The sequence below is a fragment of the Streptomyces sp. NPDC096176 genome, assembly GCF_044763255.1.
GTDB lineage: Bacteria > Actinomycetota > Actinomycetes > Streptomycetales > Streptomycetaceae > Streptomyces.
Genome location: NZ_JBIWFV010000009.1, coordinates 154,626 through 176,863, shown reverse-complemented (window position 1 = coordinate 176,863; position 22,238 = coordinate 154,626). Strand labels below are relative to the sequence as shown.

Here is a 22,238-nt window from a genome sequence, read left to right as displayed (position 1 = left end):
GGCGACCGGCGGACGACGACCGCGGAACACCGACCCTCGCGACTGTGGCGCACCTCACATTCCCCCACGTACCTACTGGTCGGTATGGTCAGGCGCACGGACGACAGGAGGCTTCATGTCTGCGACCAACCGCCAGATCCGCTTGGCAGCCCGCCCCGTGGGTGACGTGAAACCCGAGGACTGGGAACACGTCTCCGCACCCCTCGAGGCACCCGGCCCCGGCCAGTTCGCGGGCAGGACACGCGTCATATCGCTGGATCCCGCCATGCGCGGCTGGCTCGACGACCGCCCCTCCTACCTCCCGCCCGTCGGGCTCGGCGATGTGATGCGCGCGGGATCGGTCATCGAGGTGACCGCCTCCAACCACCCCGGCTTCCAGCCCGGTGACCACGTCGTGGGCACCTTCGGCGTCCAGGAGCAGGTCGTGACCGACGGCAAGGGCGCCCTCAAGATCGACACCTCTCTCGCGCCGCCCTCGACCTACCTCGGCGCCCTCGGCATGCCCGGCATGACCGCGTACTTCGGACTGCTCGACGTCGGCGCTCTCAAGGACGGCGAGACCGTCGTCGTCTCCGGCGCGGCCGGCGCGGTCGGCACCATGGTCGGCCAGATAGCCAAGGTGAAGGGCTGCCGCGTCATCGGCATCGCCGGAGGGCCCGAGAAGTGCGCCCTGCTCACCGACGAGCTGGGATTCGACGCGGCGATCGACTACCGGGCCGGCGACGTCAAGCGCGCCCTGCGCGAGCACACTCCTGACGGCATCGACGTCTACTTCGACAACGTCGGCGGAGACATCCTCGAAGCCGCGCTCACCCGGCTGGCCATGAACGCCCGCGTCGTGATCTGCGGCGCGATCAGCCAGTACAACAACGCCACCCCGGTCAAGGGCCCGTCGAACTACCTGTCCCTGCTCGTGCGCCGCGCCCGCATGGAAGGCTTCGTGGTCTTCGACTACGCCAAGCGCTACACGCAGGCCGCACAGGAGATCGCCGGCTGGATCGGCGACGGCCGGCTCAAAGTCAAGGAACATGTGGTGAAGGGGACGGTGGACGACTTCCCCGACACCCTGCAGATGCTCTTCCGCGGCGAGAACGTCGGCAAGCTCGTCCTGGAGCTGGCGTGACCGCCGAGACCCCCGCCGCCCCGAACACGCAAGGACCGGCACCGCTGCGCGGCAAGGTCGCGATCGTCACCGGCGGCGCCGGCGGACTGGGCCGGGCCACGGCACTGGCACTCGCCGACGCGGGCGCCGAAGTGGTCGTCGCCGACCTCGACGCCGAGGGCGGCCGGGAGGTGGCCGACCTCGTCGACGGCCACTTCCGGGCCTGCGACGTCTCCGACCTCGAGGCGAACCGCGCTCTGGTCGACTTCGCCACCGAGCGCTGCGGCGGCGTGGACATCGCCTTCCTCAACGCGGGTGTGGCCACGGGCTGCGGCCTCGGCGACGACTTCGACCTGGCGCGCTACCGCCGCGCCATGGGCGCCAACCTCGACGGCGTCGTCTTCGGCACCCACGCGGTCCTGCCGGCGCTGCGGGCCCGCGGCGGCGGCTCCATTGTGGCCACCTCGTCCCTGGCCGGCCTGGCATCGGTACCGCTCGATCCCCTGTACGGGGCCAACAAGCATGCCGTGGTCGGTCTCGCACGCTCACTGGGACCGGCGCTGGAGCCCGACGGAATCCGGTTCAACGCAATCTGCCCGGGCTTCGCCGAGTCCCGGATCATCGACCCGCTGCGCGACATGCTCGCCGAGCAGGGTCTGCCGGTCATCCCGGCGGAGGTCGTCGCCGACACGGTGCTGAACATCGTCACCGGCGACGGCACCGGCGAATGCTGGTTCATCCAGCCCGGCCGCGCCCCGGAGCCGTTCCGCTTCCGCAACGTCCCGGCCCCGCGGCCCGTGTACTCCTGAGCCGTACCTCTCCACCGAACCTCGCGACCTCACCGGGCTTCGAGGTCGAGGCACCACACCTCGACCTCGAAGCCCGGGCGGGTGTCACCCCACCCGACGGACTCGCCGAGCACACCGTGGCATCGTGGGGCCATGACCATCGAAGTTCGCCCGGCTTCGGTCTTCGAGGACGTCCGCACCCTGCTCGGCCCGAAGTCGCCAGGCTCCAACGTCTGCTGGTGCCTGAGCTACCGGATCCCGTCCAAGCTCAACAACGAGCTTCGCGGCCCGGCCCGCGGCGAGTACGTCGCCGGACTGTGCCGTGAGCACCCCCCTCCCGGGGTGCTCGCCTACGACAACGGCGAGCCGGTCGGCTGGGCAGCCGTGGCGCCGCGCGCGGACACCGCCTTCGCACGCAACCGCAAAATCCCGCACGTCGACGACCTGCCGGTCTGGTCACTGTGGTGCATCCGCGTACGCCCCGGCCACCGCAAGCAGGGAATCTCGCACGCCCTCATCGCCGGCGCGGTCGAGTTCGCCCGCGCCCACGGCGCACCCGCGATCGAGGCGTACCCGCTCGACAACGGCGACGCCAAGGTCGACCTGACGATGGCCTACGCCGGCCTCAGGAAGAACTTCGAACGCGCCGGTTTCACCCACGCCGCCGACACCACCTCGGTACTGGCCGGTCACCCCCGGGTCCTGATGCGCCTCGACCTGCGCTGACCGAGCAGCCCCGGCTGCGCAGCGCGAGCAAGTCCCGTTCTGCCGACCCCCGTTCGTGATGCGGTCCCCGCCCCGCTACCCCGGCGAGGCGGGCGGCTGGCCAGGCACCACCGGCTTGTTCTCGCAGTCGAAACCGTCCGCCACCACCTTGGCGGAGTGCAGCAGATGAGTGAGATGCACCCGGGCGTCGGTGTCACCGGTGAGCGTGTCCGTCATCAGCCCCTCGATCGGGACCTCGCTCTCCTGCTGCGCGGGTGCGCCGGCGATTTTGCACCGCACGTACACGCGGTAGCGCGTCGCTCCGTCGGCGTCCTTGTCGTGCAGCAGCTTGACGCGGGCCTGGTTCCCGGTTCCTGCGGCGGATCCGCCTTCGTCAGGAGGACCTGGTCCCCGGTTCCTCCGCGAGCCGCTCCTTCTCCGCCTTGAGCTTGCGCCACACCGTGCCGAGGGCCTCGAGGTCCTGCTCGTCGAGGAGATCCGTGAAGACCGGCGCCAGGGCCTCACGGCGGGTGGCGTCGGCCTCGGCGAAGACCCGGCGGCCCTCGGCGGTGAGCTGGACCTCGACCGACCGCGCGTCGCGCACGGAGGGGGTACGGGTCACCAGCCCACGGGCCTGGAGGGCGTCCACGACCCGGGAGACCTGGCTGCGGCTGAGCATGGTGCTGTGGCCGAGGACGGAGGCGGGCACCGGCTCGGGACTGGACGCCAGCCACAGCATGACCTCGAACCACGACACGGGGAGGTCGTGCGCCTTGACGAGGGCCCGGTCGACACGCTCGGTCATCACGGTGCCGGCCCAGACCAGCCCGTAGAAGGCGTAGTCGGCGGCGGGCATCTCGGCCTGCGGCAGTTTCTTCGGCATGGACCGAGTATAGAGGGGTTGCGTGTGCACACACATAAAGCTATGTTGTGTGTGCACGCACTTAAATGGTTTCTCCGAAAGGCCCCACCATGTCCGCCGCCCCCCGCACCGTCCTCATCACCGGAACCTCCTCCGGCATCGGCCTCGCCGCCGCCATCGCCGCCGCCCGGGCCGGCTGGCGCACGGTCGCCACCCTCCGCGACACCACCCGCGCCGACGTCCTGCGCAAGGCCGCCGAGGAAGCGGACGTCGAGCTCGACATCCGGCAGCTCGACGTGACCGACGAGGCGTCCGTCACCGCCGCCGTGGACGGCGTGATCGCGGACTACGGCCGCCTCGACGCCGTCGTCAACAACGCGGGCGCCGGCCACGTGGGCACCCTGGAGAACGACTCCGTCGCCGAGATCCGCAAGGTGATGGAGGTCAACTTCTTCGGCGTGCTGAGCGTCTCCAAGGCCGCACTCCCGCACCTGCGCGCCACCGGCGGCCGCCTGATCACCGTCACCAGCGTCGGCGGCGTCATCGGCCAGCCGTTCAACGAGGCCTACTGCGCCGCCAAGTTCGCCGTCGAGGGTTACATGGAGAGCCTCGCTCCCGTCGCACGCACCCTCGGCGTGAGCGTGACCGTCGTGGAACCCGGCGCCGTGGCCACCGAATTCGTGAACAACGTCGGCATCGACCTCGAAGCCGAGATCGACGCCGGCCCGTACACCGGCACACTGCGCCGCTACATCGACCACGCCGTCGGGCAGTTCCTCGACGGCAGCGCACAGACCCCGGCCGGGGCTGCGGAAGCGGTCATGGAAGCGCTCACCACCGACCTACCCGCCTTCCGGATCCAGACGACCGACTGGGCCCGCACCTTCGTCGCCACCAAGCTCGCCGACGTGGACGGCTCCGCGGTCCAGGACCTCACCGGCGCCTGGGTCGCCTGACCGGCCCCGCGGCCGCATACCCGGATGGCCCGGCATGGGCCGGTCATGACCCTCGAGGTAATCGACCGCTCTCCTCTGCCCCGGCAGGATCAAACACATCGACGGGAACCACGCCGGGGCCCGGCCGTAGCCAGCCGCGAGGAGAGCATCATGTCCGTCAAGCCCCCTGCCACCACCACGAGTTCCGTCGCCGAGGACACCCGGGCCGTCGTGCAGGACTTCCTTGCCGCCCGGGTGGCCGGCGACACCGTGCGGCTCGTCGCCCTCTTCGCCGACGAGGTCGACTGGCTGCTCGCCGAGAACCCCGCCGTCCCGTGGATCCGCCCGCGGTCCACCGCCGCCGAATGCGCCGCACAGTTCACCGAGTTGATGCAATACACGGTCCCCGAGGACGCGAGCGCCTGCGTCGACACCTTCCTCGTCGACGGCAACGACGCCGTCCTGATGGGCCACGTGTCCGGGACCGTACGCGCAACGGGAAAGCACTTCGAGGGCCCGTTCGCGCTGCACCTCACCGTCGAGGACGGCCGGATCACCCGGCACCACCTTTACGAAAACAGCCTGTCGATCGCCGAGGCGTGCACCCCGTGAGGGGGTACAGGCGGCCCGGTTCTCAGGAAGGCGTGGGCGACGGCGCCGGGGAGCCCGTGCGCGACCGGGACTTGGAAAGCCCGCCGTCGCACCCCAACGCGACCGCGACCGGTGTCGTGGCAGAACCCGCCGTCCCGGGCGCGCCCGCTTCGGGAACCTGGGCCGTGGCCGTCCAGTTGCCCTTGCGGATGTGGAGCCGGCCGTCCTGGCCGTTGCCCGTCTCGGCCTTCCAGCCGTGGTCCGCACGCGCCCGCTCGAAAGCGGCTTCCAGGGCTGTGCCTGCCGTGGCCGTCCTGTGCTCGCCGTACAAGGACTCGTGACACTCGATCGGGATGTGTTCCTGAGGCATCCGCTCCAGCGCGATGCCCTCGGCCTCGAGCGCGGCCGTCAGATCCGCGACCACGTCGTCCGCGGCCAGCGGAGGACCCGAGTAGCGCGGCGGGAGCGGTCCCTTGTCCTCCAGGAGCAGGGCACCGCAGCCGGTCGCCGTCGTCAGCACAGTCGCCATGACCAGGCCCATCAAACCTGTGCGCCCCCGTCGCAGCACCACGGTCCCGCCCGCCTCCCTGTGTTTCGTTCCGGCCGGCCAGTCTCCCACTTGCCCGTCCTACGACGGCCCGCGGGCCCGACCAGAGCGAACGGCAAGCCCGGGAGCTACGGCCTCACGCCTTTCACCTCACCAGCACCCGGCCGGGCGGGTCACGTCGCCGCGGCTTCGGCAAGCGTGTGGGCGACCAGCGCGTTGGCGTGTCCGTGACCCAGCCCGTGCTCCTCCTTCAACCAGGCGACCAGCTCCATGTGCTTCGTCAGCGGCGAAGAGCGGATGAGGTCCTTCCACTCCGCGACCGGGCGGCCGTACTTCTTCTCGATCGAGGGGAAGTAGGAGGCGGGTCCCTTCACGCTTGCGGTCATGTGTTGCGGTCCTTTCGGGGGTGCTCGGTCGCTGGTCTGCAAGATTGACCGGCCGTCGGCGCCCAACTGAGCGAGCCCCAGCGGTGATTCAGGTCACAGGGCCGTGGGGGCGTGTTCCCGGGGACGGGGGAGGAGCCCACCGCCGCGACCACTCGTCCCTGCCTTCAAACCCGGCCCTCCACGCCCGGGTCACGTCGACAGACGCTCCGACAACCCGAGTTGGCGATAATGCCCGGATGGCTGACGCTCCCTCCTCCTCGCCCACCGCCCAGCGCACCTGCGTCGTCGTCGTGGGCGCTGGACCCGCCGGTCTCACCGTCGCCAACATCCTGCGCGCCGCTTCCGTCGACTGCGTACTGCTGGAAACGGAGAGCAGACAGTTCATCGAGCAGCGCCCGCGCGCCGGGTTCATCGAGGAGTGGGCTGTACGCGCTCTCGAGCGGCGAGGGTTCGCCGATCGGCTGCTGCAGCACGCCCAAGTGCACAGGGAGTTCGAGTTCCGCTTTCAGGGCGAGCGCCACAGGTTCGAGTACGGCGAACTCTCCGGCCGCCACCACTTCGTCTATCCCCAGCCCCTGCTGGTGACCGATCTGCTGCGCCACTACGCGGACGACGGGACGGACGGAGGCGACGCGGGCGGGGACGTCCGCTTCGGCGTACGCGACGTCGAGCTGCATGACATCGACACGGACCGGCCCTCCGTGTCCTACACCGACCCGGCGACGGGCGAACGTCTGCGCATCGAGTGCGAGGTGGTCGCCGGATGCGACGGCGCCCGCGGTGTGACGCGCACCTGCATGCCGCCGCAACACACCACCGTGGCCCGGCACGACTACGGCATCGGCTGGCTGGCCCTGCTGGCAGAAGCTCCGCCGTCCTGCGACTGTGTCGTCTTCGGCGTCCATCCGCGCGGCTTCGCCGCCCACATGGCCCGCAGCCCCGAAGTCACCCGCTACTACCTCGAGTGCCCGGCCGGCGACGACCCCGAGAACTGGCCGCACGAGCGCGTATGGACGGAGCTGCGCCACCGGCTGTCCGCGGACGGAGCCCGCCCGCTCACCGAAGGGCGGCTCATCGAGAAGCGCGTCCTGGACATGCACAACTACGTCGTGGAGCCGATGGCGTACGGCCGGCTGTATCTGGCGGGCGACGCGGCCCACCTCGCCGCCCCGATCGCGGCAAAGGGTATGAACCTCGCCCTGCACGACGCGATCCTGCTCGCCGACGCACTCGTCGCGTACTTCCGCAAGGGCGACGACAGCGGTCTCAACGGCTACTCGGACGCCTGTCTGCGCCGCGTGTGGCAGTACGAGGAGTTCTCGCTCTGGCTCTCGGAGGTGATGCACGGGGCCTCGTCGGGCGACGGCTTCCGCATCGGCACTACCGGCGCCCGTCTGCGGCGCATCTTCGAATCACCCACGGCGGCGACCGCGTTCGCCGAGCTCTACATCGGCGCGGACATCACCTGCTGACCTGCCGGTACGCGGGGCCGTGCTGCTGCTGCCCGAGACCGGGCGCGTGATCGGTATCGACTGGGGCGTGAAGGAGACCGCTACGACCACGAGCGATGACCACGACCTTCCCCACGCCCGGCACGGGAAGACGGCCGCGCAGAAACTTGCCCGCTCTCAGCGCCTGATCGCCCGCCGGAAGCCGAAGAAGGGACAGGCCGGGTCTAAGGGCTGCGTGGTTGGCGAGGCTGTCACCGACGAGGAAGTGCCCGCCCCCGGCTCCGCCGGTGATCTTGTCGTCGCTGGCGCTTCCTCGCAGGAGCGGGAAAACCGGGGGAGAGGCGGAATCGGAGAACGGGGGAGCGGGGGAGCTTCCTACTCCGCCGGGTCCTCTTCCGCGTTCCTGACAGCCTTCCTCGCCGCCGCCCTCACGTCGTCCCGGCTCCGCCCGGTCGCCTCGGCGTGCTTCGTCACCGCAGCCTCGAACTTGTCGGCCGCGTCGCGCCAGCGCTTCCGTTGTGCCTCGCGCTCCTCGTCGCCCAGGCCGGCGAGCTTCGCCCGCTCTTCCTCGGCGGAACGTTCCAGCTCGACCAGTTCATCCGGGATCTCTGCCACGACGAGGACCCTAAGCCGCATCGGCGGCACCGCCATGCAGCAGCCGTGACCTCGCTGATCACGCCCCCTGTATGGCCTACGGCCCGGAGCGGGCAGGACCGCCCGGCCCAGTGAGCGGCAACCCCGGCATGCCCGGCTTCGGAGACCCCGGCCCCGGCGATTTGAACGGGTTGGTGCGTCCTCGGGGCCGGGCCCGGCCCCGAGGACGCACCAGACAGCTCTCCTTGCCGCAGAGTCAGTCCCCGCGAGAGCCGGTCTCCGCGACCGTGACTGGCAGGTCCTCGCGGACCTGCCGGAACAGCAGCGCCGCGCGTTCGGCGTCCCAGCGGATGACGTTGCCCTTGGAGGTGGGGATGCCCACCGCGTCCACCGGCACGGTGACCCGTCTGACGCTGTCGCCGGAGCCCTGCAGCGAGCGGAACATCCGCGCCAGCCGGCGCAGGTCCATGTCCCGGTCCACGACCAGCGTGTCGAGACCCGCGTCCAGCGCCGGATACAGCTGCGAAGGGTCCAGGAGAGTGCCCGACGTGGAAACCCTGTCCGCCAGGGCGGCAAGGAACCGCTGCTGGTTGCGGGAGCGCCCCAGGTCGCCCTCGGCCTCCTGGTGGCGCTGACGGACGAAGGCCAGCGCCTGACGGCCGCGCAGCGTCTGGCAGCCCCGACGCAGGTCCGCCCCGGACTTCTCGTCCTTGATGTCCCGGTCCAGGCAGAAGCGGACGCCGCCAAGGGCGTCGACGACCTTCACGAAGCCGGCGAAACCGATCTCCGCGTAGTGGTCGATCCGCAGGCCGGTGTTGTGTTCCACCGTGTGCGCCAGCAGCTCCGGACCGCCGTAGGCGAAAGCGGCGTTCAGCTTGTCCTTGGCAGGTGCGACACGCTTGCCGGTCGCAGGGTCGTGGAAGCCGGGGATCGTCACCCAGGAGTCGCGCGGCAGGCTGACCATCACCGCACCGTCGGCCCCGGTGTGCAGGACGATGATCGAGTCCGTCCGGCGGCCGCCCCCGCCCCCCGCACGCAGATCGCGCACATCGTCGTCCGAGAGCCCCTCACGGCTGTCGGAACCGACGATCAGGTAGTTGGTGCCCGCCCCTGCCGCCGGACCGCCGCCGTACGCCCCGAGGTCCACCTCCTGCTTCAGCTCCGTCTGCGCCCAGGCCAACGTGCCGCTCGCGATCGCCACCAGTGCGATCACCATCGCCAGCACGGCCCGTATCACCCGCCGTCCACGACGCGGCCGGGCACGGCCGCGGCCACGCCGCCGAGGCGCGGGACCGCGCCATCCGTACGCCGCCGCACGTCGCACCGCGCCCGGCGCGGAAGCCACCGGGCCGAGCGCGGTACGTCGCACCGCGCCCGGCGCGGAAGCCACCGGGCCGAGCGCGGTACGTCGCACCGCGCCCGGCGCGGAAGCCACCCGGCCGAGCGGCCGAGGCGTGGCCGGCAGCGGCGGACCGCCGGCACGCTCGAGCGGTTCGGTCACCGCAGCTCTCCCTTCGGACCGTGCAGGGCCAGGCCGGGTTCGTCCCTGGCCGGCTCGTCGAGCCGGTAGGGGTCGGCGGTGCCGGTGCGGTGCATACGGTGCCACTTGAGCCGGGTACCGAGCAGCGCCGTCATCACCGAGTGGAGAACGACCAGGTACAGCAACTGCCGGTAGACGAACAGCTGGAGCGGCAGCGACCACAGCGCACGCAGCCGCTCGCCGTCCAGCCGCAGCGCGTACCCGGCGGTCACCAACTGCACGAGGAGGAAGGCGAGCCACACGGCGACGGCCTCGGACGGGTCGCGGAAGCACACGCCGTACAGCGCGAAGACATCCACCACCGGTGCGAACAGTGGCAGTACGACCTGGAACAACGCCAGGTAGCTCAGCCCGCGCCGCCCGAACCGGCCCGCGGTGCCGAGCTCGCCCACGGACCGCCGGTGCTTCCACATCGACTGGAGTGTGCCGTAGCACCACCGGTATCTCTGCCGCCACAACTGCCGCAGCGTGCTGGGGACTTCCGTCCACGCCACGGCGGACTCCTCGTAGACGACCCGCCAGCCGGCCCGCCACAGGGCCATCGTCAGGTCGGTGTCCTCGGCGAGGGTCTCGTCGCTGACGCCGCCGATGCCCATCAGGGCGTCCCGGCGGAAGGCGCCGATGGCGCCCGGCACAGTGGGCATGCACTCCAGCACCTCGAACATGCGCCGGTCCAGATTGAAGCCCAGCACGTACTCCAGGTGCTGCCACTTGCCCAGCAGATGCCCGCGGTTGCCGACCTTCGTGTTGCCGCTGACCGCGCCGATCGCGGGGTGGGCCAGCGGCTGGACGAGATGATGGATGGCGTCCGGCTCCAGCACGGTGTCCGCGTCCACCATCACCACGATGTCGTCCCGAGCGTGCAGCAGACCGGTGTTCAGGGCCCCCGGCTTGCCGGTGTTGGGCTGGCGCACCAGGGTCACCCGCGGGTCGGCGAGGCGCTCGACCACATCCGCCGTGCCGTCCGTCGAACCGTCGTCGATGACGATGACATGCAGGTCCCGGTAGGTCGAGGCGAGCAGCGAACGCACGGTGGGGGCGATGCCCGCCTCCTCGTTGTGCGCGGGCACCAGCACCGTGACCGGACCCGTCACCTCACGCAGCCGCGGGCTGCCGGGCCGAAACCTGCCGCGCCTGCGGACATGGACCCGTGCGAACCAGCCGAGCACCGCCAGCCGCAACAGACCGAGCGCGCCCGCCACGACCATCGCCCAGGACATCGCCCGGGACAAGACCCGCCCCAGCTCCTGAGCATGCAGCAAACCTGCGCCCTTCAGCCGCTCCACGAGCGGCGCCCGAGTGGTGAACCCGCTCTGCCCCAGGCCGGCCGAGAGGGTCGTGAACCGCTCCACCCCGGGATCACGCAGCAACGACCGGGCCTCACGGAAGCCGAGATCGGTGTGGCTGTACTGCCGCACGACGCCCTCGGCGGCCTGCCGGCTCTTGCGGTCCGCGGCGACGACGAGGTAGCCCTGACGGGCAGCACGCTGTGCGGCCGGCCACTCGGCGCCGCACAGGGTGTCCGCCGTTGTGGTGTGAGGCAGCCGCAACAGCCGGGTGTGTTCACCGGTCACACCCGCCAACGCCATCTGCGTGAAGCCCAGTTCCATACGGGCGCGGGCCTGGGAAGCCGCCCCCAGATCGCCCCCGGTGTAGGTGTAGGAGCCGATCTCGTGCCCCTCGTCCCGCATACGTCGGACCAGCTCGGGATGGCGCGTGGCCTGCCTGCCGTGGACGAAGAACGTGGCGTGCGCGCCGTTTGACCGCAGCAGGTCGAGCAGACGGGGCGTCCAGACGGGATCCGGTCCGCCGTTGAAGGTGAGAGCCGCCGTGCGGGCCGGCATGGCGGCCGTCTCGACACCGGCACCGGTGAACCTCAGAACGGGCTCCCCGGTGTCCGCGCTGCGCGGAATGGGCTTGGAGCAGGGACGCTTGCTCCGCGCGGAATCGACCTCGTGTGTGGTCCATCCCTCAAAGAGAAGGCTCACCACGACGACGGCGAGGATGAGCATCAACAGCACCCAATGCCCGCGTGGGGGACGGCGCAGTGCGTGCCGGGAGCTCATCCGCCGTTGGCCTCTGCGGGGCGGGTCGAGGCGCTGCCACCCCGAGGCGAAGACGCCGCCCCGCCGCCGGGAAGCCCCTCTTCGCCGACACCGCCGTCGCCGACGCCCTGCCCGGCCTCGTGGTGCGCCGGGGCGGCGGGAACGGAGCCGCCGGTGGCGGGGGGCTGCTGCCCGCCCGGCTGCCAGAGCCCGGCGACGACGATTGCGGCAAACAACAGGTAGGCCCCGCACGCACCGCCGAGTGCGATCGTGGTGAAGCGAAGTATCCTCCTGCGTTTTCCTGAACGTTCAATGAATATAGGGCGGTTGCCCTGCCCGTTCTGCGTCCTACCGTGGGGGGTGAGATACATGGGCGGTGAGTCTAACCAGCGCATTGCTCGTTTGCACGAGCACTTCAACCGGTGTGAGAACCGCGTGAAAATCCTCACGATGCATGAACGGACGCAGGGGCACCATCCGTAAGGGCGGCATCGTGCCGGCAACCGAGGGGCGGCTCGTCTTCACCGGTCGCCAGGGGGCGGCGATGGGACGGCCCCGCGACGTCCGGGTACGTGTCGACGTGCGGCCCGACGGCGGGCTCCTGGTGGCCATCACCGGCGACCCGGTGACCGCGTTCAGGGCCGAACTGGCGCACGCAACGGTGCCGGCCCCGGCATCGGCTGGATCAGCCCCGGCATCGGCCGGCCCGTGCGTCGCCCCCAACTGATGTGGAGCGCACGGAAATCGGCGCCCCCGCTCGCCGGCAGCTCTTCGATCTGCGTCAGGCGATGTCCAGGACCGCCTTGCCGTGGAGCCGGCGCTGGAGAAGGGCGTCGATGGCGTCGGAGGCGGCGTCCCAGCTGCCGCGCCATGAGATCTGCGGGTCGAGTTCGCCTGCGGCGACGCGGTGGGCGAGCCAGGTCAGGTCGGGCGCGAGGCCCGTGCAGGCGGGCAGGGAGAACGAGACGATCGAGCGGTCGTGCCGGCCCTGGTCGCCGAAGAGGGCGCCGAAGGGGAAGGTTTCGTCCTGGTGAGCGGCGTGCCCGACCGCGACCAGCGTGCCTCCTTGGGCGAGCATGCGGTAGGCGTCGACGAGTTGACGGCCGCCCACCATGTCCACGACGCCGTCCACCGGCCGGCTGACGTCGAGTGGCCCGGCCACCACCTCGTGCGCCCCGTTCGCCCGCAGACTGTCGCCGTGCCTGTCCGGGGCTGCGGTGGACGCGATGACGTGCGCTCCGCCGAGGCGGGCGAGCCGCACGGCATACCGGCCGGTGCCGCCCGTGGCGCCGGTGACCAGGATTCGCCTGCCCAGGATCGGGCCCGCACGGTGCAGAGCACGCAGGGCGCTGGTCCCGGCGACGGGGACCGTGCTGACGGCCCCCGGGTCGGCGCCGGCCGGCACCGTGCCGATCCAGTCGGTATCGACGGCGCGGAGTTCCGCCCATGCGCCGTCGATGCCGGGCGTGACAACGGCCGTCCCGGCTGCCGGGCCGGACCCGTCGGCCGCGGCTTGTTCCACCACCCCGGCCGCGTCCCAGCCGAGGACGGCTTCGTCGGGCGCCTCTTGCAGGCTGAACCGCACCTCGCCGTAGTTGAGGGAGGTCGCCGTCACCCGGATCAGAGCCTGGTGCGGCCCCGGTTCGGGATCGGGCACCTGGCCGAGGCGCAGTCCGGCAGGAGTGGAGCGGTCAACCAGCGGAGCACGCACGGGAATTCACCCTTCAGGCCCTGCACGCCGCACTGGAGCGCATGACCGACGAAGCCTGGCCGCGCCGCGCCCTGCTCAGCCGACGACTGGCCGGCCAGACCCCGTCCATGGACGCGCACGGCCTGCACTTCTGCCACCGGACCAGCCGCACCGCGCTCGACATCCTGCACCGCAGGCTCCACTTCGCCGCCCCCGACGACCTGCGCCCGCAACTCGCCCTGGACATGCTGGTCGCCGCCTTCCACTGCGCCCTCGACCGATGGACGAACCGGCCGGCCACTCCCACCCGCGGCGACCTGACCACCGACATGCGCGACGCGTTCGCCGCCCTCCCCGGCAGCCTCACCCTGGCCGCCGACCTGCGGACCCCGTGACCACGTGGCCTTCCCACGGATGAGAAGGCGGCGGGAGCTGAAGGCGGCGGGATGAGAACGCCGCGGAATCGTCTCCGTCCGTCTGCGCAGTCCGCCAGGCCCGCGGACCACCCCAGGCTCTCCTGCGCCGCCCGGCTAGGATCCGGACCATGCCGCTGACGACGAAGGACGTGGACCGGTTCGAGGCCGCAAGGCCCCGCCTGGAAGCCGTCGCCTACCGCCTCCTCGGCTCCGTGAGCGAGGCCGAGGACGCCGTCCAGGAGACCTTCCTGCGCTGGCAGGCCGCCGACATCGAACACATCGAGGTCCCCGAAGCCTGGCTGACGAAGGTGCTGACCAACCTGTGCCTCAACCAGCTCACATCGGCCCGCGCGCGACGCGAGGCCTACGTGGGCCAGTGGCTGCCCGAGCCGCTCCTCGACGGAGACCCGATGCTCGGCCCGGCCGACACCTTCGAGCAGCGCGAATCGGTCTCCTACGCGGTCCTGACCCTCATGGAACGGCTGGCCCCGAAGGAACGAGCCGTATACGTCCTGAGGGAAGCCTTCGACTACCCCCACCGGGACATCGCCGAAATCCTCGACATCACCGAGGCCGCCGCCCAGCAGATCTTCCACCGCGCCAAGAAGCACATCGCCGACGGCAAGACCCGCACCGAGATCGACCAGGCCGCGGCCCGCCGCATCGTCGAGGAGTTCCTGGCCGCCGCCACCAGCGGGAAGACCGAGCCGCTCGTGCAGCTGCTCACCGCCGACGCCATCGCGATCGGCGACGGCGGCGGCAAGGTCCCGGCCCGCGCCAAGGCCTTCGAAGGCGCGACGGCGGTCGCCACGTTCATGCGCGGCCTGTTCAAGCCCGCACGGTCCAAGCGCGCCCTGGTCGGCGGCTCACCCGAGATCCACGCCACCACCGCCAACAACAGCCCCGCCGTCGTGGCGGTCCTCGACGGCCGGATCGTCGGCATCATGTGCCTGGACGTCACCGCCGACGGCATCACCGCCTTCCGCAGCCAGGTCAACCCCGACAAGCTCCAGCGCGCGACCGAGACGTGGGCAGCCGCCGACCACGGGAAGCCCCTGTTCCACGCCTTCTGACCACGACACACGCCCCCGAACGCGATGTGAGCTGCATCACAACGCATTCCTGTCAGGAAACAGCCGGCTGCCCGGTTCAAGCGGTGGAAACCGCGCACGACACAAGGCGGACCCGCGCAGACAGGAGCAAGAAATGCAGCACCGCATCATCGTCCTCGGCGCCGGATACACCGGAGCCGTCGCGGCCGGCCGCCTCGCCAAGCGGCTGCACCGCGACGACGCCACCATCACGCTCGTCAACGCCGAGCCCGACTTCGTCGAACGCGTCCGCATGCACCAACTCGCAACCGGCCAGGACCTCAAGTCCCGTCCCTTCAGCGACATGTTCCAAGGCACCGCCGTCGACCTGCAGTTCGCACAGGTCACCGGCGTCGACGTCGACCGCCGGACCGTCGCCGTCGTCGACGCCGACGGCGACGCCCAGGAACTCGAGTACGACACCCTCGTATACGCCCTCGGCAGCGGCTGGACCGACCAAGGCGTCCCCGGCACCACCGAGCACGCCTACGAAATCGCGAGCCGGCCCGGAGCACTCCGCCTGCGCGAACGACTCGCCCGCCTGGACGCCGGCCGGCCCGTCCTCGTCGTCGGCGGTGGCCTCACCGGCCTGGAAGCCGCCACCGAGATCGCCGAATCCCGCCCCGACCTCGACGTCACCCTCGCCGCCCGCGCCGACCTCGGCGACCGGCTCTCGCCCAAGGGCCGCCGGCACCTGCGGAAAGTCTTCGACAAGCTGGGCATCACCGTGCGCGAACACACCCTCGTCACCAGCGTCGAAGCCGATCACGTCACCACCGCCGACGGCACGCCCATCCCGGCCGCGGTCACCGTGTGGACCACCGGCTTCGCCGTCCACCCCATCGCGCAGGCCACCCCGTTGCACGTCACCGACACGGGCCAGATCGTGGTCGACGAGACCATGCGCTCCCTCTCCCACCCCCACGTCTACGCCATCGGCGACGCCGCCATGGCCATGGGCCCCGGCAACAAGCCGCTGCGCATGTCCTGCGCCACGGGCGGCCCTACCGCCCTGCAGGCCGCCGACGCCATCACGGCCCGCCTGACCGGCGGAAAGCTCCCCAAGGTGCCGCTCCGCTACTTCAATCAGTGCATCTCGCTCGGCCGCAAGGAAGGCCTGATCCAGTACGTCACCGCCGACGACCGCGCCCTCCGGGCGGCCCTCACCGGCCGGCCCGCCGCCCTCTACAAGGAACTGGTCTGCAAAGGCGCGGCCTGGTTCACCGCCAACCCCACCTTCGGCCTCCCCACCCGCCCCCGCCGCATCACCCAGAACCCGACCCGGACGCCCTCGACCGCCACGGCATCGGCCTGACCCACCCAGGAGGCGGGCACCCACAACACGCAGGGCGCCCGCCTCACCGCCGACACCAGAACCCGATCCCCGGCCCTGCGCGGCCGGGGACAGCGCCAGGAACAGCATGTGCCGACTGGACCGGGAACGGTCGGTGACCACCCGAGGCCGTTCACTCGGGCCCCCGCGCCGGGGGCCCGAGCAGCGGCGTGCGGCGCACCTGGACGGACCCGGGGGAGGCGGTCACCGCCCCTGATGTGCCTACCGGTTGAGTTGGCTGCCGTTTCATGAGGTGTGCAGCATGCAGACGATCACTTCCTTGTCGCCGGCGCGGGCGACGACAGCCAGGTCCGGGCACCACAGCGAAGCCGATTGGCCACGCGCGTTTTTGGCAGACTCTTGATCAGAACTGATGCGTGCTCCGCCGACTGCACGTCGTGTGCCGTCCCTTCCCACTGCTGGAGTCTCCATGGACCTGTCCCGGCGCAAGCGCTGCCCTCTCGATCCTGCTGCCGATCCCGTCGAAGAGGCGCGACAGTTGAGGAGCCTCGGCTCACTCGTTCCCGTCGAACTACCCGGAGGCGTCGCCGCCTGGGCAGCGACCGACCACGCCACCGCGCAGACGATCCTCGGCCATGAGGACCTGACGAAGGACCCCGCCTGCTGGCCTGATCTCAACCAGGGCCGCATACCCGACGACTGGGATCTCATCGCCCTGGTCCGCGGCGCAGCAATGCTCCACCAAGGCGGTTGGGAACACCGCAGGCTGCGCCAACTCGTCAGTACCGCCTTCACCCGAGCGCCGATCGAAGCGCTACGGCCGCGTATCGAGCAGATCGCCGACGAGCTCCTGAAGAACCTCGACACTGCGGCCTCGGGGGAGACAGCCGACCTGCGCGAGCAGTACGCCTATCCGCTGCCGGTCAGGGTGATCTGTGAAGTCCTCGGCGTCCCGGACACCGCAGTCAGCGACCTACGACACAGCTTCCACCGTCTGGTCACTCCCCGGGAGAGCATCTCCGCGGAGGAGGACATCCGCACCGCTCAAACGGACATCTTCACCAGCCTCACCGCACTGATCGAAACCAAGCGGAGCCGACCCGGCAACGACCTGACCACAGCGCTCATCCAAGCACGCGACCACGACGACCGGCTCAGCCAGCAGGAACTGGTGGAGACCCTCTTCCTGATCCTCATCGCCGGCCACGAGACCACGATCAACTCGATCACCAACACCGCGTACGCACTGCTGCAGAACCCCACCATGGTCGCGACCGCACTCGGGTCACACGACCCCGACGCAGCCTGGGAAGCGGCGGCAGACGAAGGGCTGCGCTACGCCTCACCCGTACGCCACGCCCTCCTGCGCTATGCCGTGAAGGACGTCGAGATCGCGGGCGTGCGGGTGGCGCAAGGCGATCCGGTCCTCGCAAGCCTCGTGGCCGCGGGCCGGGACGCGACACGGCACGAGAACCCGGACACCTTCGACATCAACCGGCCCACGCGTCGAGAGCACCTTGCCTTCGGCTTCGGCGCTCACTACTGCCTGGGAGCGCGCCTGGCCAAGCTCGAGACGAAAATCGCGCTGCAGGCTCTTTTCACTCGCTACCCGGCGATCACCCTCGCCGCAGAGCCGCAACGTCTGACCTCCATCCCCCTGCAGGGTTACGCCGCTTTGCCGGTCCACATGACCGGCAGGACGCCGCAGCCGCCCGGGTCGAAGACATGCCCGGCTCACAACGCCGCCCATGCCTGACCGGACATCAAAAGGGAGACCCGGGTGCCGCCAAGGAGGGCGCCGGGACGCCAACCCGCTCGACCGCAGCACGCAGGTCAGCGCCTGCGCCGGCCGAAGAGACCGCTCCACCACGACGCTTTCGCGGTGCGGGCATGGGGTGCCACTGCGTCCGACCCGGCCGCAGGCGCCGGTGCGGCCGCAGGAAGCGGCTGGGCTCCGTTGGCCGCTGCCGCAGCAGCAACCGTGTCCTTGCGTACCGTCGAACGGGGCGTGAAACGGGAGGGCAGGCTGTTCAGACGACTGGAGACCAAGGAGGACGTCACCTGCAGCTCGCCGCTGCTGCCGTCGAGCTGGATGTCGGGCAACCGAGCCAGCAGGGTGTCGATGCCGGTGTCGGCGATGGCCCGGCCGATGTCCTGGCCCGGGCATTCGTGGGGCCCGCCGCTGAAGGCGAGGTGCGAGCGATTGCCGTGCACAGGGGTAGACAGCTCAGGCCGGATCTGGGGGTCGACGTTGCCGGCCGCGAGGCCGAGCATCACCATGTCGCCTGCCCTGATCTCCTGGTCGCCGAGCCGGGTGTCGCGCCGCGCCCACCGGCACGCACCCACCGCAAGCGGCGGCGCATCCCACATCACCTGGTCCAGGGCATCAGGCAGCGTCATCGAGCCGCCGGACAAACTCGCGCGGAAACGCCGGTCGGTCAGCAGCATCTTCAACGTGTTCGCGACCAGGTTGGTCGTGTTCTCGTGCGCGGCGACAATCGCGTGCCGCAGATGCTCCATGACCTCATCGTCCGTGAGCTCTGACTCATGACTCAGTAGCCAACTGGCGAAGTCGTCGCCAGGCTTGTCCTTCTTCCGCTTCACCAGCTCCGACATGACGCTCACGACATACTGGTTGCTCTGCAGCGCGGTCTCCGTGCCCTTGACCATGTCGCGCACTGCCGCGCCGAGCGGCAGCGCGTCTTCGTCCAAGGCGCCGAACTGCCGCGCGAGCACCAGGATCGGCAGCTTCTCGGCGAAGTCGGCCACCAGATCCACCCGGCCCACGCTGGCGAACGAGTCGACAAGCTGGTTGGTGTAGCGGACGACGTAGCGGCGCACACCATGCCTGTTGAACCGGGCCAGGCTGTCGGTCACCGCGGCCCGCAGCCGCGCATGCTCCTCCCCATCGGCGAAAACGAGCAGCGGCTGCCAGGCTGTGATCGGCAGCAGCGGCGAATCGGCGGACAGCTGAACGTTCCATATGCGCGAGTCGCACGACCACAGCGACGGGGTGCGCATGACCTCAAGATTCTCGCGGTGCCCGAGCACGAACCAGGCAGGTACATCGCCGGGCAGCAGGACGGGTGCGACCTGGCCGTTCTCCCGGCGCAGCTTCTCGTACAAGGCGTACGGCGCGTCGGCCTCCGGTCCGTAGATGCGCCGCGGTCCGAGCCCTCCGCCGTGCGCTGGGCACTGCGGCGGGGGGACGGCGGCCGTAGGCGAGCCGGCCGGTTGTGAGAAGGGGGTGGTCACGAGGCCTCCAGGAAGCGATACGTGGACATGCGGAGAGCGACGGTCAGGCCCGTGCAGGCCGACGGCGTGATCATCATCAAGTACTCCAGTCCGCCCTCGCGCCGACGGCCCGCGACCTCGCCACATGAGATGCACACGGAAGATGCGTGTCCCCTCGCGCACGATCAGGAAGCAGGAGCGCGTGCAGCATATCCGTGCCTCCCGACCGCCATGGAGGCGGTCCGTCACCGAACTGCACAACCACCGCAGGCGGTTGAAGCACCCGAGGTGGTCTCGCGCAAATCACATACGGATGGTGAGATTCCCCCGGCGGCCGGCGGTCGCCATCACGACACGAGCTAAGGAAGCCCCATGGCAGTTGCGCTGCAATCGACCGGAGCACACACCGTCCCGCGAGCCCCTGGCGCGGTGCCGCTCCTCGGGCACGCATGGGGTCTGTGGCGTGACCCGCTCGGATTCTTGACCTCCCTCCGCCGGCACGGCGACATCGTCCGTGTCGACCTCGGCACCATGCCGATGTACGTCGTGACCTCCGCAAAGCTGGTGCACGAGATCCTCGTGGGCCAGGTGCGCAGCTTCGAGAAGGGCCGCTTCTTCGACCGGCTGCGCCCGCTCGCCGGCAACGGGCTGGCGAACTCCGACGGCGACATCCACCGACGGCACCGACGGATGCTGCAGCCCATGTTCTCCAAGGACCGCATCGCCGGCTACTCGGACATGATGAGCCGCAACGCACGGTCCATGGCCGATTCCTGGACTCCCGGCCAGGTGGTCGACCTGGAGCAGGCCATGGCCGAGTACGCCATCGAAACCCTTGCCTCCACGATGTTCTCCACCGACATCGGGCTCCCAGCGGTCGAGGCCGTGCGCAAGAACCTGCCAGTCCTGCTGAAGAACCTCCTCATACGGGCAGCCTCGCCCAAGTTCCTGGACCGCCTTCCCATCCGCGCGAACCGGGACTTCGACGCCGCGGCGACCGCCCTGCGCTCCGTCATCGATACCGTCATCACCACCTCGCGCCGCACGGGACACACCGGCCACACCGACCTGCTGTCCCTCCTCCTGGCCGCCCAGGACACCGAAAGCGGTCAAGGCTTGAGCGACGTCGAGGTCCGCGACGAACTGAGCACCATCCTCTTCGCCGGCGCCGAAACCACCGCAGCCACACTCGCCTGGACCTTCCACGAACTCGCAGGCAGCCCCGACATCGAGAAACAACTGGTCGACGAGGTCGACAAGGTCGTAGGCGACCGTCCCGTGACCATCAACGACGTCCCCCAACTCGAGGGCATCCGCCGGGTTCTGGACGAAGTGATCCGCCTGCACGGCGTCACTCTCCTGATGCGCCGCACCACGACACCGGTGCAGCTCGGCGATCACACCTTCCCCGCAGGCACCGAGATCGCCTTCAGCCTCTACGCCCTGCACCGCGATCCCGGCCTGTACGAGAACGCCGACAGCTTCGACCCCGACCGGTGGCTGCCCGAGCGCCGCACCAGCATCGACCGCCAGGCCTACATGCCCTTCGGCGCCGGCAACCGCAAATGCATCGGAGACCAATTCGTCTGGACCGAGGCAACCATCGCCATCGCCACCGTGCTCTCACAATGGAAACTCACCCCCGCTGCCGGCCACACCCCCAAGGAAGTCGCCTCGGCCGTGGCGCACGCAGACAGCATCCCCATGACGGTGCAGCCCCGCCGCCGCTGAACCACTGCGGCGGTGCTCTTCTCTCCCTGTACCGACTGCCGACGTGACTCCTCCTCCCCCTGAAGGGGGTGGCTGCTCGCTATGCCGGTTGGGCTTCGCGACGGACCAGCCCGGCCCGTAGAACGTTCAGGGCGCCCACGGTGTCCGCGTGGGCGTGGTGGCCGCAGGCGACGCAGTGGAACTTCTCCTGTGTGGGCCGGTTCTCCTTGACGGTGTGCCCGCATGCGGGGCACCGCCGGGAGGTGTTGCGGGGGTCCACAGCGATTACTTCTCGCCCGGCGCTTTCAGCCTTGGCGTTCAGGATCGCGAGGAACACCCCCCAACCGGCATCAGCGATCGAGCGGTTCAGCCCGGCCTTGGACGCGGCCGGCTTCTCCCCGGCCTTGACGCGACGGAAGAACGCGGCGAACGCCTTGTCCAGACGCCTGAGCGTCGCCTGCTGCGAGCTGAACGACCATCGGCCCTGACGCTCCGGGTCGAACGCCCGAATCTCTTTTGAGCTGAGCCGACTGGTCCCCGTAGCGGACGGTGGTCTTGGAGAGGTGTCGGTAGGCGTCGCGGCGTTCCTGCAGGGCGCCGTTGTAGAGCGAGCAGTGATCGCGCAGCATCTCGCCGAGCGCGATCGCCTGGCCCACGGTGGGCCGCATGAGGAACGTGTACGCACGGATCATCCAGCCCACCCCCTCCGCGTCGATTCCGCCGACCGCACTAGACTTGGTGCATGTCACCACGCTGGGAACCAAACCCCGATATACGGCGCGGCCGTCACGTAGTCTACAACCTTCACGCGCACTTGGTGTTCGTCACCAAATACCGCAACGTCTTCAACGACGAGATGCTGACACGCTGCGAAGAGATCATGCGAAACGTGTGCACCGACTTCGGAGCGGACCTGATCGAGTTCAACGGCGAAGAAGACCACGTCCACCTGCTCGTGCACCACCCGCCGAAAGTCGCTCTCTCCAGCCTGGTCAACAGCCTCAAGGGCGTCAGCTCGCGGTACCTGCGCGCCGAGTTCACCGGCCGCGTCAACCACGCCACCCTGCACGGCCGCTTCTGGTCCGGCTCCTACTTCGCCGGATCATGCGGCGGCACACCACTTCAAGCGGTGAAGGACTACATCGAGAACCAGAAACGGCCTACCTGACCGTGACCACGAAGAGGCACAGAACTCCGGCGCTCCGCACTTCCGGGCCCAGGATCAGATTCCCTCCCCGCCTGAAGGCGGGGATTCCC

24 protein-coding genes and 2 pseudogenes are annotated in these 22,238 nt (G+C 70.1%); 14 read left to right on the top strand and 12 right to left on the bottom strand.

The features are described from left to right. Window positions 1–115 precede the first annotated feature (115 nt). The 3 genes from ACIQ7Q_RS25145 (at window position 116) to ACIQ7Q_RS25135 (ending at window position 2,616) form a co-directional block, all read left to right on the top strand. Window positions 116–1,123 carry an NADP-dependent oxidoreductase gene (locus ACIQ7Q_RS25145; protein WP_403866263.1) on the top strand — a complete coding sequence of 336 codons (1,008 nt, stop codon included), beginning with the start codon at window positions 116–118 and terminating at the stop codon, window positions 1,121–1,123. Then, the gene (locus ACIQ7Q_RS25140) at window positions 1,120–1,911 is read left to right on the top strand and encodes an SDR family NAD(P)-dependent oxidoreductase (RefSeq protein ID WP_403866260.1); all 792 of its coding nucleotides are present in this window, start codon (window positions 1,120–1,122) and stop codon (window positions 1,909–1,911) included. The genes ACIQ7Q_RS25145 and ACIQ7Q_RS25140 overlap by 4 nt, the downstream gene beginning before the upstream one ends. 132 nt (window positions 1,912–2,043) lie before the next feature. Beyond that, window positions 2,044–2,616, top strand: coding sequence for a GNAT family N-acetyltransferase (locus ACIQ7Q_RS25135; RefSeq protein ID WP_403866257.1), 573 nt, complete (start codon window positions 2,044–2,046; stop codon window positions 2,614–2,616). Window positions 2,617–2,691: 75 nt separating this feature from the next. Here the strand turns inward: ACIQ7Q_RS25135 and ACIQ7Q_RS25130 are convergent, their stop codons facing one another. After that, window positions 2,692–2,895 (bottom strand): hypothetical protein, encoded by a 204-nt coding sequence (locus ACIQ7Q_RS25130; RefSeq protein WP_403866254.1) that lies wholly within the window; start codon window positions 2,893–2,895, stop codon window positions 2,692–2,694. Window positions 2,896–2,989: 94 nt separating this feature from the next. Further along, on the bottom strand, window positions 2,990–3,478 hold the full coding sequence (locus ACIQ7Q_RS25125) for a MarR family winged helix-turn-helix transcriptional regulator (protein ID WP_403866251.1): 489 nt from the start codon (window positions 3,476–3,478) through the stop codon (window positions 2,990–2,992). Between the two features lie 89 nt (window positions 3,479–3,567). Here ACIQ7Q_RS25125 and ACIQ7Q_RS25120 point away from each other — a divergent pair, with 89 nt between their 5' ends. Together ACIQ7Q_RS25120 and ACIQ7Q_RS25115 are read left to right on the top strand one after the other, a co-directional pair. Further along, window positions 3,568–4,413, top strand: coding sequence for an SDR family oxidoreductase (locus tag ACIQ7Q_RS25120; protein WP_403866248.1), 846 nt, complete (start codon window positions 3,568–3,570; stop codon window positions 4,411–4,413). A 150-nt stretch (window positions 4,414–4,563) separates the two neighbouring features. Next, window positions 4,564–5,004, top strand: coding sequence for a nuclear transport factor 2 family protein (locus ACIQ7Q_RS25115; RefSeq protein WP_403866245.1), 441 nt, complete (start codon window positions 4,564–4,566; stop codon window positions 5,002–5,004). A 22-nt stretch (window positions 5,005–5,026) separates the two neighbouring features. Here the strand turns inward: ACIQ7Q_RS25115 and ACIQ7Q_RS25110 are convergent, their stop codons facing one another. Beyond that, on the bottom strand, window positions 5,027–5,512 hold the full coding sequence (locus tag ACIQ7Q_RS25110) for a hypothetical protein (protein ID WP_403866242.1): 486 nt from the start codon (window positions 5,510–5,512) through the stop codon (window positions 5,027–5,029). A 191-nt stretch (window positions 5,513–5,703) separates the two neighbouring features. Further along, window positions 5,704–5,916: a DUF4287 domain-containing protein gene (locus tag ACIQ7Q_RS25105; protein ID WP_403866240.1), complete on the bottom strand. Its 213-nt coding sequence runs from the start codon at window positions 5,914–5,916 to the stop codon at window positions 5,704–5,706. A gap of 236 nt (window positions 5,917–6,152) precedes the next feature. Here ACIQ7Q_RS25105 and ACIQ7Q_RS25100 point away from each other — a divergent pair, with 236 nt between their 5' ends. Together ACIQ7Q_RS25100 and ACIQ7Q_RS25095 are read left to right on the top strand one after the other, a co-directional pair. After that, the gene (locus ACIQ7Q_RS25100) at window positions 6,153–7,388 is read left to right on the top strand and encodes a 4-hydroxybenzoate 3-monooxygenase (RefSeq protein WP_403866237.1); all 1,236 of its coding nucleotides are present in this window, start codon (window positions 6,153–6,155) and stop codon (window positions 7,386–7,388) included. Between the two features lie 28 nt (window positions 7,389–7,416). Then, window positions 7,417–7,599 (top strand): annotated as a pseudogene (locus ACIQ7Q_RS25095) (RNA-guided endonuclease TnpB family protein); the annotation flags it as partial. A gap of 143 nt (window positions 7,600–7,742) precedes the next feature. Here ACIQ7Q_RS25095 and ACIQ7Q_RS25090 read toward each other — a convergent pair. From ACIQ7Q_RS25090 to ACIQ7Q_RS25075, 4 genes are all read right to left on the bottom strand, one after another. Then, window positions 7,743–7,982 carry a hypothetical protein gene (locus ACIQ7Q_RS25090; RefSeq protein WP_403866235.1) on the bottom strand — a complete coding sequence of 80 codons (240 nt, stop codon included), beginning with the start codon at window positions 7,980–7,982 and terminating at the stop codon, window positions 7,743–7,745. Between the two features lie 235 nt (window positions 7,983–8,217). Continuing rightward, on the bottom strand, window positions 8,218–9,462 hold the full coding sequence (locus ACIQ7Q_RS25085; RefSeq protein ID WP_403866232.1) for an LCP family protein: 1,245 nt from the start codon (window positions 9,460–9,462) through the stop codon (window positions 8,218–8,220). Then, window positions 9,459–11,567, bottom strand: a complete 2,109-nt coding sequence (locus tag ACIQ7Q_RS25080) for a bifunctional polysaccharide deacetylase/glycosyltransferase family 2 protein (RefSeq protein ID WP_403866230.1) — start codon at window positions 11,565–11,567, stop codon at window positions 9,459–9,461. Before ACIQ7Q_RS25080 ends, ACIQ7Q_RS25085 begins: the two co-directional genes overlap by 4 nt. After that, window positions 11,564–11,782 (bottom strand): hypothetical protein, encoded by a 219-nt coding sequence (locus ACIQ7Q_RS25075; RefSeq protein WP_403866227.1) that lies wholly within the window; start codon window positions 11,780–11,782, stop codon window positions 11,564–11,566. The genes ACIQ7Q_RS25080 and ACIQ7Q_RS25075 overlap by 4 nt, the downstream gene beginning before the upstream one ends. 218 nt (window positions 11,783–12,000) lie before the next feature. On the opposite strand from ACIQ7Q_RS25075, the gene ACIQ7Q_RS25070 reads away from it, so the two are divergent. Next, window positions 12,001–12,273 (top strand): hypothetical protein, encoded by a 273-nt coding sequence (locus ACIQ7Q_RS25070; RefSeq protein ID WP_403866224.1) that lies wholly within the window; start codon window positions 12,001–12,003, stop codon window positions 12,271–12,273. Between the two features lie 54 nt (window positions 12,274–12,327). Here the strand turns inward: ACIQ7Q_RS25070 and ACIQ7Q_RS25065 are convergent, their stop codons facing one another. After that, a complete protein-coding gene (locus tag ACIQ7Q_RS25065) occupies window positions 12,328–13,257 on the bottom strand; it encodes a zinc-binding dehydrogenase (RefSeq protein ID WP_403866221.1) in 930 nt (309 codons plus the stop codon). A 41-nt stretch (window positions 13,258–13,298) separates the two neighbouring features. Between ACIQ7Q_RS25065 and ACIQ7Q_RS25060 the strand changes: the two genes are divergently transcribed. The 4 genes from ACIQ7Q_RS25060 to ACIQ7Q_RS25045 all read left to right on the top strand — a co-directional run bounded on the left by ACIQ7Q_RS25060 (window position 13,299) and on the right by ACIQ7Q_RS25045 (window position 17,793). Then, window positions 13,299–13,631: a hypothetical protein gene (locus ACIQ7Q_RS25060; RefSeq protein ID WP_403866218.1), complete on the top strand. Its 333-nt coding sequence runs from the start codon at window positions 13,299–13,301 to the stop codon at window positions 13,629–13,631. Window positions 13,632–13,780: 149 nt separating this feature from the next. After that, a complete protein-coding gene (locus tag ACIQ7Q_RS25055; RefSeq protein WP_403866215.1) occupies window positions 13,781–14,725 on the top strand; it encodes an RNA polymerase sigma-70 factor in 945 nt (314 codons plus the stop codon). Window positions 14,726–14,858: 133 nt separating this feature from the next. Next, complete coding sequence (locus ACIQ7Q_RS25050) at window positions 14,859–16,058, top strand: NAD(P)/FAD-dependent oxidoreductase (RefSeq protein WP_403866212.1); 1,200 nt, start codon at window positions 14,859–14,861, stop codon at window positions 16,056–16,058. 448 nt (window positions 16,059–16,506) lie between these two features. After that, the gene (locus ACIQ7Q_RS25045; protein ID WP_403866208.1) at window positions 16,507–17,793 is read left to right on the top strand and encodes a cytochrome P450; all 1,287 of its coding nucleotides are present in this window, start codon (window positions 16,507–16,509) and stop codon (window positions 17,791–17,793) included. Between the two features lie 77 nt (window positions 17,794–17,870). On the opposite strand, the gene ACIQ7Q_RS25040 is transcribed toward ACIQ7Q_RS25045, so the two are convergent. Continuing rightward, window positions 17,871–19,163: a cytochrome P450 gene (locus ACIQ7Q_RS25040; RefSeq protein WP_403866205.1), complete on the bottom strand. Its 1,293-nt coding sequence runs from the start codon at window positions 19,161–19,163 to the stop codon at window positions 17,871–17,873. Window positions 19,164–19,288: 125 nt separating this feature from the next. Further along, complete coding sequence (locus tag ACIQ7Q_RS25035) at window positions 19,289–19,429, bottom strand: hypothetical protein (RefSeq protein ID WP_403866202.1); 141 nt, start codon at window positions 19,427–19,429, stop codon at window positions 19,289–19,291. A gap of 214 nt (window positions 19,430–19,643) precedes the next feature. On the opposite strand from ACIQ7Q_RS25035, the gene ACIQ7Q_RS25030 reads away from it, so the two are divergent. Beyond that, complete coding sequence (locus ACIQ7Q_RS25030; protein ID WP_403866199.1) at window positions 19,644–21,002, top strand: cytochrome P450; 1,359 nt, start codon at window positions 19,644–19,646, stop codon at window positions 21,000–21,002. A 79-nt stretch (window positions 21,003–21,081) separates the two neighbouring features. Here the strand turns inward: ACIQ7Q_RS25030 and ACIQ7Q_RS25025 are convergent. After that, window positions 21,082–21,673 (bottom strand): annotated as a pseudogene (locus tag ACIQ7Q_RS25025) (RNA-guided endonuclease InsQ/TnpB family protein). Window positions 21,674–21,723: 50 nt separating this feature from the next. Between ACIQ7Q_RS25025 and tnpA the strand changes: the two are divergent. After that, window positions 21,724–22,149, top strand: a complete 426-nt coding sequence (gene tnpA, locus ACIQ7Q_RS25020; protein ID WP_403866196.1) for an IS200/IS605 family transposase — start codon at window positions 21,724–21,726, stop codon at window positions 22,147–22,149. Window positions 22,150–22,238: the final 89 nt, after the last annotated feature.